Source organism: Spongiibacter sp. (assembly GCF_041602295.1).
Classification (GTDB): Bacteria; Pseudomonadota; Gammaproteobacteria; order Pseudomonadales; family Spongiibacteraceae; genus Spongiibacter.
Genome location: NZ_JBFIGO010000104.1, coordinates 1 through 9,179, shown reverse-complemented (window position 1 = coordinate 9,179; position 9,179 = coordinate 1). Strand labels below are relative to the sequence as shown.

The 9,179-nt window shown below is 61.5% G+C and carries 9 protein-coding genes; 4 read left to right on the top strand and 5 right to left on the bottom strand.

What is annotated here, in order from left to right; translation table 11 throughout:
* Window positions 1-154 precede the first annotated feature (154 nt).
* The 3 genes from ABYM29_RS13305 to gpmM form a co-directional block, all read right to left on the bottom strand.
* Complete coding sequence (locus tag ABYM29_RS13305) at window positions 155-1,507, bottom strand: S41 family peptidase (protein WP_372865261.1); 1,353 nt, start codon at window positions 1,505-1,507, stop codon at window positions 155-157.
* Between the two features lie 103 nt (window positions 1,508-1,610).
* Window positions 1,611-2,738 (bottom strand): murein hydrolase activator EnvC, encoded by a 1,128-nt coding sequence (locus tag ABYM29_RS13300; protein ID WP_372865260.1) that lies wholly within the window; start codon window positions 2,736-2,738, stop codon window positions 1,611-1,613.
* A 38-nt stretch (window positions 2,739-2,776) separates the two neighbouring features.
* Window positions 2,777-4,330 carry a 2,3-bisphosphoglycerate-independent phosphoglycerate mutase gene (gpmM, locus tag ABYM29_RS13295; RefSeq protein ID WP_372865259.1) on the bottom strand — a complete coding sequence of 518 codons (1,554 nt, stop codon included), beginning with the start codon at window positions 4,328-4,330 and terminating at the stop codon, window positions 2,777-2,779.
* Window positions 4,331-4,549: 219 nt separating this feature from the next.
* Here gpmM and ABYM29_RS13290 point away from each other — a divergent pair, with 219 nt between their 5' ends.
* The 4 genes from ABYM29_RS13290 to ABYM29_RS13275 are packed head-to-tail and all read left to right on the top strand — an operon-like array spanning window position 4,550 to window position 6,290.
* A complete protein-coding gene (locus ABYM29_RS13290) occupies window positions 4,550-4,966 on the top strand; it encodes a rhodanese-like domain-containing protein (protein ID WP_372865258.1) in 417 nt (138 codons plus the stop codon).
* Window positions 4,967-4,982: 16 nt separating this feature from the next.
* Entirely contained in the window at window positions 4,983-5,240 is a 258-nt protein-coding gene (gene grxC / locus ABYM29_RS13285) for a glutaredoxin 3 (protein WP_372865257.1), read from the top strand.
* A gap of 40 nt (window positions 5,241-5,280) precedes the next feature.
* Window positions 5,281-5,769: a protein-export chaperone SecB gene (gene secB, locus ABYM29_RS13280; RefSeq protein WP_372865256.1), complete on the top strand. Its 489-nt coding sequence runs from the start codon at window positions 5,281-5,283 to the stop codon at window positions 5,767-5,769.
* A 56-nt stretch (window positions 5,770-5,825) separates the two neighbouring features.
* A complete protein-coding gene (locus ABYM29_RS13275; RefSeq protein WP_372865255.1) occupies window positions 5,826-6,290 on the top strand; it encodes a tRNA (cytidine(34)-2'-O)-methyltransferase in 465 nt (154 codons plus the stop codon).
* A gap of 22 nt (window positions 6,291-6,312) precedes the next feature.
* Here ABYM29_RS13275 and ntrC read toward each other — a convergent pair whose 3' ends face one another.
* Together ntrC and glnL are read right to left on the bottom strand one after the other, a co-directional pair.
* Window positions 6,313-7,731 carry a nitrogen regulation protein NR(I) gene (gene ntrC / locus ABYM29_RS13270; protein WP_372865254.1) on the bottom strand — a complete coding sequence of 473 codons (1,419 nt, stop codon included), beginning with the start codon at window positions 7,729-7,731 and terminating at the stop codon, window positions 6,313-6,315.
* Complete coding sequence (gene glnL / locus ABYM29_RS13265) at window positions 7,728-8,801, bottom strand: nitrogen regulation protein NR(II) (protein WP_372865253.1); 1,074 nt, start codon at window positions 8,799-8,801, stop codon at window positions 7,728-7,730. Before glnL ends, ntrC begins: the two co-directional genes overlap by 4 nt.
* Between the last annotated feature and the right edge of the window lie 378 nt (window positions 8,802-9,179).

Here is a 9,179-nt window from a genome sequence, read left to right as displayed (position 1 = left end):
GTGCCCGTTTTACTCGGCATGGCATGCCTCGCCCTTCGGGTCGCCGGCGAGCGGCGCTCAATGCACAAAGCGCATTGTCTTTGCTGACTTCTTTTTCACACAAAAAGAAGTCAGTCGCCCAGCAGGGCGAAACCCATGCCTTAAAGGGAAAGGCTTACTCTTCCACCGGCCCCTGCAACTTCCGCTTAGCCAGTTGCTGACTATTCGCCGACATAATATCCAGCCCCTTAAGCAGGTTCAGCGCTTCGTAAAGCTGGTTGTCGGTCGCGGCCAGTTTGCTGGCGGCGCTGTCGATGCTGCGGTTTTTGCCGTTGCTCTCCTTGCCGTTCTCGTTGCCCAAGTGGCCGGCCAGATCGGCCTCGGTGACCAGTTTTTCCGCGCCCAGTGATTCGATGCGGGCGCGCTCGACAATGATGTCGGGCACGATGCCGTGGGCCTGAATGGAGCGGCCGCTGGGAGTGTAGTAGCGAGCGGTGGTGAGTTTGATGGCGCTGTCTTCTGACAGCGGCAGCACGGTTTGCACCGAGCCTTTGCCGAAGCTCTGGGTGCCGAGAATAATGGCGCGGCGGTGGTCTTGCAGGGCGCCGGCGACAATTTCCGAGGCCGAGGCGGAGCCGCCGTTAATCAGTACCACCAGCGGGGTGTCGTCGCTTTTTTCGCGGCTGCTGGCCATGTAGCGGCTAAAGGCATTGGGCAGGCGACCCTCGGTGTAGACGATCAGGCCGTCGTCGAGGAAGGTGTCGCTGACTTGTACCGAGGCCTGCAGCAGACCGCCGGGGTTGTTGCGCAGGTCCAGAACCAGGCCGCGCAGGCCGCTGCGGCTGGCCTTGAGTTTTTGCAGTTCGCGGCGCAGCTCTTCGCCTGTGCGGCTTTGAAATTGCGAGATGCGCAGATAGCCGTAGCCGGGTTGCAGCATTTCGCTGCGCACGCTGGCCACCACGATGATGTCGCGCTTGAGTTCCAGTTCAATGGGGGTTTTGGTGCCTTCGCGCAGAATGCTCAGGCTGACCTTGCTGCCCTTGGGGCCGCGCATCAGCGCCACCGCTTCCTGCAGGCTCAGGCCTTTGATTGGCTGGTTGTCGATTTGGATAATCAGGTCGCCGGGTTGCACGCCTGCCCGTTGGGCGGGGGTGTCGTCGATGGGCGCGACCACCTTAATAAAGCCGTTTTCCATGCTGACTTCGATGCCGAGGCCGCCAAATTCACCGCTGGTGTGGGTTTGCAGATTGTCGAAGGAGTCGGCGTCCAGATAGTCGGAGTGGGGGTCGAGGCCGCTGAGCATGCCGCGAATGGCGTTTTCCAGCAGGGTTTCGTCGCTGACTTCTTCAACGTAGCTTTTGCGGATTTGATTAAACACGTCGGCAAAATTGCGCAGCGACTGCAGTGGCAGGGCGCCCTGTGGCGCGGTGTCTGAGGCCGGGACATCGGTGGCTGGCGCATCGGCCAGAACCAGTGGAGATATCAGGCTAAGGTTGAGCAACAGGGCTCGGCTAACTCGACGCAGCATTATCAGCTTCCCAATACAGCAGAGGGGCGGAGCGTCCTGCGCCGCCGATTTTAAACAGCCTCCATTGTAGCCACCTTTGCGGCAATTTGTCGCTATTGCCGGCTTAGCGACACCAGATCGCCGGGTTGCTGGGGCGCCCTTTGTAGCGGATCTCGAAATACAGGCCGCTCTGGCGTTGGCCGCCGCTGTTGCCGAGGGTGGCGATGGCCTCGCCGCCGCGCACCCAGTCGCCCTCCTGGCGCAGCAAGCTCTGGTTGTGGGCGTAGAGACTGAGGTAGTCGTTGCCGTGGTCGACAATAATCAGCAGGCCGGCGCCGCGCAGCCAGTCGGCGTAGACCACGCGGCCGTTGTGAATACTGCGCACCGGGCTGCCTTCTTCGCCGGCAATTTGCACGCCCTGCCAGCGCACGGCGCTGCCCTGGCGCGGCGCGTTGTAGTTGTTGAGGCGCTTGCCGGCCACTGGCCAGGGCAGTTTGCCGCGCATTTCTTTGAAGGGGCGGTAGCTGGCCGGGATGGCAATGCTGGTAATTTCGCGCTCGATGGCGGCGAGAATGCCTTCCAGGTCTTTGCGTTCTTTGTCCAGGCTGCCGAGGTTGCTCTGCTGGCTGCTGAGTTCGCTGTCGAGCTTGGCGAGGCTGCGCTGGCGGCGCTGCTTTTGTACTTCCAGCTGCTGGCTCTGCTGTTTGAGGCGCTGCTCGGTGTCGCTCAATGCGCGGCTTTCGTCAGCAATGGCGGGAATGAGTGCATTGAGTGCGCTGAGGGTTTGCCGGTAGCTTTCCAGCTGCTGGCTGCGCGCGCTATTAAAGTAGTCGTAGTAGCTGATCAGCCGGCTGAGTGATTGGGGGTCCTGCTGGTTGAGCAGCATTTTGATCTGGCGTTCGCGGCCCAGAGTGTAGGCGCTGCGAATTTGCTCGGCAATCAGCGCCTTTTGCTGTTCCTGGCGGCGGCGCAGTTCGGCCTGTTCGCCCTGCAGCTTGTTCAGCTTGCCTTGCTGTTGGTCGCGCTGGCGGCGGGTGTGGTGCAGCCGGGCGGCGAGTTTGCCGATCTCGGTTTCCACGTCGCGCAGCTCGCGGGCGGCGCGGCTGCGCTGTTCGCGGGTGCTGCCCAACTGTTTTTTGAGCGAGTGGATTTGCTGGCTGAGCTGCTTCAGCTGTTCGCGGGTGGCGGTTTCGTCTGCGGCCTGCGCCCAAAGGGGCAGCAGGCCGAGCAGGATCAGTGCCAGGGGGCGCATGCGCGGCTTGTGCGCTGAGCGGCTGATGTTGTCGGCCCTCAGTGGCTGATCAGGTTTTCGCCGGTCATTTCTTCCGGCTGGGGCAGGCCCAGCAGTGCCACCATGGTGGGGGCGATATCGGCCAGGCGGCCGCCTTCGGCCTTCAGTTTTGCGCTGTCGTCGCCGACATAGACCAGCGGCACCAGTTCGGTGGTGTGCTGGGTGTGGGGCTGTTCGGCGTCGTAGTCGAGCATTTGCTCGCAGTTGCCGTGGTCGGCGGTAATCAGACAGTGGCCGCCCACTTCGCGCACTGCGTCGGTGACCTGTTTGATGCAGCTGTCCAGGGCTTCCACCGCTTTGACGGCGGCCTCGAACACGCCGGTGTGGCCGACCATGTCGCCGTTGGCGTAGTTGCAGATAATGGCGTCGTAGTCGCCGCTGCGAATGGCCGCCACCAGTTGCTCGGTGACTTCCGGCGCGCTCATCTCCGGTTTCAGGTCGTAGGTGGCCACGTCGGGAGAGTTGATCAGCTTGCGGTCTTCGCCTTTGTACAGCGCTTCGCGGCCGCCGCTAAAGAAGAAGGTAACGTGGGCGTATTTTTCGGTTTCGGCGATGCGCAGCTGGGTTTTGCCGTGTTTTTCCAGCAGTTCGCCGAGGCTGTTGACCAGGGTTTCCGGCGGGTAGGCGACCGGCGCGTCGATGCTGTCGGCGTATTCGGTGGTCATTACAAAACCGGCCAGTTGCGGCACCACGCGGCGGGCGAAGCCGTCGAAGTCGCGGTCGACAAAGGCGCGGGTAATTTCGCGGGCGCGGTCGGCGCGAAAGTTCATAAAGATCACCGTGTCGCCGTCGCCGATGGCGGCGCTGGGCTGGCCGTCGGCCTGAATCACGCTGGCGGCGACAAATTCGTCGTTCTCGTCGCGGGCGTAGGCGGCGGCCAGGGCCTGGTCGGCACTGTCGTAGCGGTGCTCGGCGTCGGCCTCGGTGAGCAGGCGGTAGGCTTTTTCCACGCGGTCCCAGCGGTTGTCGCGGTCCATGGCGTAGTAGCGGCCGATCATCGAGGCGGTGCGGCCGCAGCCCAGCTCGGCAAATTTGGCGTCGAATTTAGCCAGCGAGCCCTTGGCGCTGCGCGGCGGTGTGTCGCGGCCGTCGAGAAAGGCGTGCAGGTAGACTTTTTTGGCGCCGCGCTGGGCCGCCATGTCGATCATCGCCAACATGTGGTTTTCGTGGCTGTGCACGCCGCCCGGCGACAGCAGGCCGAAGATGTGTACGGCTTTGTCGGCGGCCACCGCCTTGTCGATATTCTGCTGGTAGACGGCGTTGTCAAAAAAGCTGCCGTCGGCAATGTCTTTGTCGATGCGGGTAATGTTCTGGTAAACGATGCGGCCGGCGCCCAGGCTCATATGGCCGACTTCGGAGTTGCCCATCTGGCCGTCGGGCAGGCCGACATCGAGGCCGGAGCCGGAGATCAGCGTGTGCGGCTGCTGCTGCCAGAGGGCGTCCCAGTGGGGAGTGTTGGCGTGGTGTATGGCGTTGTCCTGTGGCGCTTCGCGGTAACCGAAGCCGTCGAGAATAATCAGCACCACGGGAGTTTTTGCCTGTTTGTCAGCCATGCTTGGTAAATCCATTGTCAGAGTCTTGCGGATGGCCCATTGCGCCAGCTCGGGCAGGGGGCTTCGCGGAAAGTAAATAGGGCATTGTAACTTTTCCAGTGGGTAGCGGCCACGTTTGCCGTGGTGAGAATTCCCGGTTAGCGGTGTATACTCTGGCGTTTTCGCGCGTGGGCCACTGGCCCGTATACGGACCCCACAGAGAGCCGTTCGAGAGATTTCATGGAAAAACTGATTTTATTTGTCGCTGAGCAGTGGTTGCTGGTAGCCGCTTTGCTGTCCTGTTTGATGCTGTTGAGCTTTCACGAGTCGCGCCGCGCCGGTCGCGCATTGACGCCCCACGAGCTGGTGAATCTGGTGAATCAGCAGAAGGCGCTGATGATCGATTTGCGTGATAAGGCCGAGTACAGCAAGGGGCATATTCTGGATTCTCAGAGTGTGCCCTACACCAAGCTGGACAAGGAGATTGAACGGCTGGCGGCCGACAAGGATCAGCCCCTGGTGCTGATTTGCAAACTCGGTCAGCACTCCAGTGCGGCGGGCAAGAAACTGGCCGCCATGGGTTACGGCAATGTGCACCGCCTAAAGGGTGGCATCGGCGAGTGGCAATCGCTGCAAATGCCGCTGGTTAAAGGTTGATTGCGAGGAGCGAACGATGAGCGCTGTGACGATTTATACCACTCGCTTTTGCCCCTATTGCGTGCGCGCCAAACAGTTGTTGAGCAGCAAGCAGGTGCATTTTACCGAGGTGCCGGTGGATGGTCGCAATGATCTGCGCCAGGATTTGCTGTCTCGCACCGGGCAGCGCACCGTGCCGCAAATTTGGGTAGGCGATACCCATGTTGGCGGCTGCGACGAGCTGTTTGCGCTGGAGCGCGGCGGCAAGCTGGATGCCATGCTGGCGGCCAGCTGAATAATAAACACTACCCCCTATCAGGAGTTTAGATCCGACAATGGCTGAACAAGAGAACGCCCAAGCACAAGACAACACCCCCAAATTCGCGCTGCAGCGTATTTACGTTAAAGATGCTTCCTTTGAGTCGCCCGCCAGCCCGGTGGTGTTTACCAAAGCCTGGAAGCCGAAGATGCACGTCGACCTCAATACCCGCAGTCAGCCTGTGGGCGAGAATACCTTTGAGGTGACGCTGACGGTGACCGTGACCGCCAAGCTGGAAGAAGACGAGACCGCGTTTCTGGTGGAAGTGCAGCAGGCGGGTTTGTTTGTTGCCGAGGGTATCGAGGGCGAGCAGCTGCGCCAGCTGCTGGGCATTGCCTGCCCGAATATGCTGTTCCCCTATGTGCGCGAAGCGGTGGATGCGCTGACGGTGAAGGGCGGTTTCCCGGCCCTGGCTTTGCAGCCGGTCAATTTTGAGGCGCTGTATCGCCAGGCCAAGGCTCAGGCTGACGAAAAGGCCGCTGCCAGCGAAGCAACCACTCACTAAACCGATGCGCCGGGGCGTTCGTCCCCGGCCTTTTAGCCTCTGCCGGTCGTTTTCCGATGTTTCATATCGCTTTGCACGAACCCAAGATCGCGCCCAATACCGGCAATATTATTCGTTTGGTGGCGAACAACGGCTGCCATTTGCATTTGATCGAGCCGCTGGGTTTCGATCTGGAAGAGAAGAAGCTGCGGCGCGCGGGGCTGGATTACGGCGATCTGGCGCGGGTCAGTCGCCATGCCGATTACGCGGCGTTTTGTGCGGCGGTGGCGGGGCAGCGTATTTTTGCGCTGACGACCAAGGGCCGGCGCAGTTATGCCGAGGTGGCCTATCAGCCGGGGGATGTGCTGTTGTTCGGTTCGGAAACCGCGGGCCTGCCGGCGGAGATCCGCGAGGCACTGGGCGCGGACCACTGCCTGCGCGTGCCGATGATGGCCGATGCCCGCAGTTTGAACCTGTCCAATACGGTGGCGCTGGTCAGCTACGAGGCCTGGCGCCAGCAGGGCTTTGCCGGCGCGCTGTAGGCCGCCGCCTATATCAGCGCACTTATTCCTCGTCGTCCTCGCCCATGCCCAGCTCCTTGATCTTGCGGGTCAGGGTATTGCGGCCCCAGCCGAGCAGATTGGCGGCGTCGCGGCGGCGGCCGTGAGTGTGTTTGAGGGCGGTTTCTATCATGATGCGCTCAAACTCGGGGACCGCCCGGTCCAGCAGTTTGTCTTTGCCCAGCAGTAATTCCTGGTCGGCCCAGCGGCGCAGATTGTCTTGCCAGTTGGCTGCGGGCGCAGCTTCGCCGCCGCCATTTTCCAGCAGCTCGGGCGGCAGATCATTGAGGTGAATCTCGCGTCCGGAGGCCATAACGGTCAGCCAGCGGCAGGTGTTTTCCAGTTGCCGCACATTGCCCGGCCAATCCAGTTGGCAGAGGTATTCTTCGGTGTCGGGCAGCAGGCGCTTGGGTTCGACATTGAGCTCGTTGCCGGCGCTGGTGAAAAAGTGCTGCATCAGCTTGGGGATGTCTTCGCGGCGCTCGGCCAGCTTGGGTAAATGGATGCGAATAACATTCAGGCGGTGGAATAAGTCCTCGCGGAAGCTGTTGTTCTGTACCAGCTTCTCCAGGTTCTGGTGGGTGGCGGCGATGATCCGTACATCCACTTTGACCGGGGTGTGGCCGCCGACCCGGTAAAATTCGCTGTCGGCCAGCACGCGCAGCAGGCGGGTTTGGGTTTCGGCGGGCATGTCGCCAATTTCGTCGAGAAACAGAGTGCCGCCATCGGCCTGTTCAAAGCGGCCGCGGCGCTGGGCGGTGGCGCCGGTAAAGGCGCCCTTCTCGTGGCCAAACAGCTCGGACTCCATGAGGTCTTTGGGGATGGCCGCCATGTTCAGGGCGATAAAGGGGTGGTTGGCGCGCGGGCTGTGGCGGTGCAGGGCCTGGGCGACCAACTCTTTGCCGGTGCCGGACTCGCCGTTGATCAGCACCGTGATATTGGACTGCGACAGGCGGCCGATGGCGCGGAACACCTCCTGCATGGCCGGCGCTTCGCCAATAATTTCGGTGCTTTCCAGTGGGATTTCTTCCGGCAGGCTGTGGCGGTTTTTGTTGGCGTGCTGCAGGGCGCGCTGGGTGGTGGCCAGTACTTCGTCGACGTCGAAGGGCTTGGGCAGGTATTCAAAGGCGCCGCCCTGGTAGGAGGCCACGGCGCTGTCCAGGTCGGAGTGGGCGGTGGTGATAATCACCGGCAGGCCGGGGTGAATATCGCTGATTCGCGACAGCAGTTTTAGGCCGTCGATGCCGGGCATGCGGATGTCGCTGATCACGGCGTCGGGGGTGCCGCTTTCGAGTTGGCTGAGCAGGGCGTCGCCGGACTCGAAACTGCGGGTGACGATGCCGGCTTGGTTAAGCGCTTTTTCCAGTACCCAGCGAATGGATTTGTCGTCGTCGGCAATCCATACGGTGTTGCTTTGCGTCATCGGTTTTGCTCCACGGGGATGAACAGCGAGAACTCGGTGTGACCGGGCTCGCTGTGGCATTCAATAAGGCCTTGGTGGTGATTGAGGATAGACTGGGAAATTGACAGTCCCAGCCCAGAGCCGTCGGCGCGGCCGCTAATCATTGGCAGAAATATCGACGGCTCGAGGTCCTTGGGGATGCCGGGGCCGTTGTCGATAACGTCGACTCGGCACACCAGGCGATGGCGGCGGGAGCCGATGGTAAATTGGCGCAGCGTGCGGCTGCGCAGGGTAATCGTCGCGCCGTTTTCCGGCGGGGACTGGTCGAGCGCTTGCTGGGCGTTGCGCACGACATTGAGCACCGCCTGGATCAACTGCTCGCGGTCGGCGCAGAGGTCGGGGATGCTGGGGTCGTAGTCGCGAATGAGGGTCAGGTTGCCGTCGCTCTCGGCTTCGACCAGCTGGCGTACCCGTTCCAGGACTTCGTGGATATTGGTGGGGCGCATCTCCGGCATTTTATTGGGGCCGAGCATATTGTCGACCAGGTTGCGCAGGCGGTCGGCCTCTTCAATGATGATGTTGGTGTAGTCGTGCAGCCGCGGGCTGTTCAGCTCGCGGGCGAGCAGTTGGGCGGCGCCGCGCAGGCCGCCGAGGGGGTTTTTGACCTCGTGGGCAATGCCGCGAAGCAGTGCCTTGCTGTTTTGCTGGGAGGACAGCAGGCCCTCTTCGCGGCTGATACGCAGCAGTCGGTCCAGGGGCTGCAGTTCAATGATCAGCGAGGTGCGTTGCTGCTCCACAATCGGGGTAACGGCGTAGTCGACGGTAATTTCGTCGCCCGAGCGCAGTGTGAGTACGGTCTCGCGCTTGGTGTAGGCCTCGCGATTGTTGAGGGAGTCGAGCAGCTTGACGACGGTGTCTTCTTTTTCGTGGAACAGGTGGGTAATGGCCTCGCCGTGAATACGCTGGTCCGACACCGCGAGCAGTGATTCCGCCGCCGGGTTGATATAGCTGACGGTAAGGTTGGGCTCGACCAATAATATGGCGGTCTTGAGATTGTCGAGTATGTGGTGGTGTAGGCTATTTGGGGGCATAGGGTCGCTGCTGTGATCGTTATGGTCCTGTAGAAAGCAATATCCAGGCCAGTGCCTCGGGCAGAGGGCGAAGTGGCTGTCAGCCCGCAGCAGCTGTGGCTTGGCGCTCGATCTCAGGGTTGGCGAAAAAGATTGTGGCCCTGAGATGGGGCGAAGCAGTTGGATGTACTAAACAGTATGCACCAAAAAAGTGCAAAGGGTAGTGGCTGGTGCGTTTATTTGCCTGGCCAGTGGGCAGTAATGGAGACGCTGTCGCGGCTGAGTTCTCGGCCTTGGCTGTCGATGACGCTCACGGCAATTTGGTGGCCGCCGCGGGTTAATAGCGGGATGGTTGTGGACAGGCTGCGGCCTTCGTTGACGAGCTTGCCGTCGAGGCTG

Excerpts from the sequence above, each read along its gene's own strand:
- ABYM29_RS13305 (WP_372865261.1), bottom strand. The coding sequence starts at position 1,507 with ATGCTGCGTCGAGTTAGCCGAGCCCTGTTGCTCAACCTTAGCCTGATA.
- ABYM29_RS13300 (WP_372865260.1), bottom strand. The coding sequence starts at position 2,738 with ATGCGCCCCCTGGCACTGATCCTGCTCGGCCTGCTGCCCCTTTGGGCG.
- gpmM (WP_372865259.1), bottom strand. The coding sequence starts at position 4,330 with ATGGCTGACAAACAGGCAAAAACTCCCGTGGTGCTGATTATTCTCGAC.
- ABYM29_RS13290 (WP_372865258.1), top strand. The coding sequence starts at position 4,550 with ATGGAAAAACTGATTTTATTTGTCGCTGAGCAGTGGTTGCTGGTAGCC.
- grxC (WP_372865257.1), top strand. The coding sequence starts at position 4,983 with ATGAGCGCTGTGACGATTTATACCACTCGCTTTTGCCCCTATTGCGTG.
- secB (WP_372865256.1), top strand. The coding sequence starts at position 5,281 with ATGGCTGAACAAGAGAACGCCCAAGCACAAGACAACACCCCCAAATTC.
- ABYM29_RS13275 (WP_372865255.1), top strand. The coding sequence starts at position 5,826 with ATGTTTCATATCGCTTTGCACGAACCCAAGATCGCGCCCAATACCGGC.
- ntrC (WP_372865254.1), bottom strand. The coding sequence starts at position 7,731 with ATGACGCAAAGCAACACCGTATGGATTGCCGACGACGACAAATCCATT.
- glnL (WP_372865253.1), bottom strand. The coding sequence starts at position 8,801 with ATGCCCCCAAATAGCCTACACCACCACATACTCGACAATCTCAAGACC.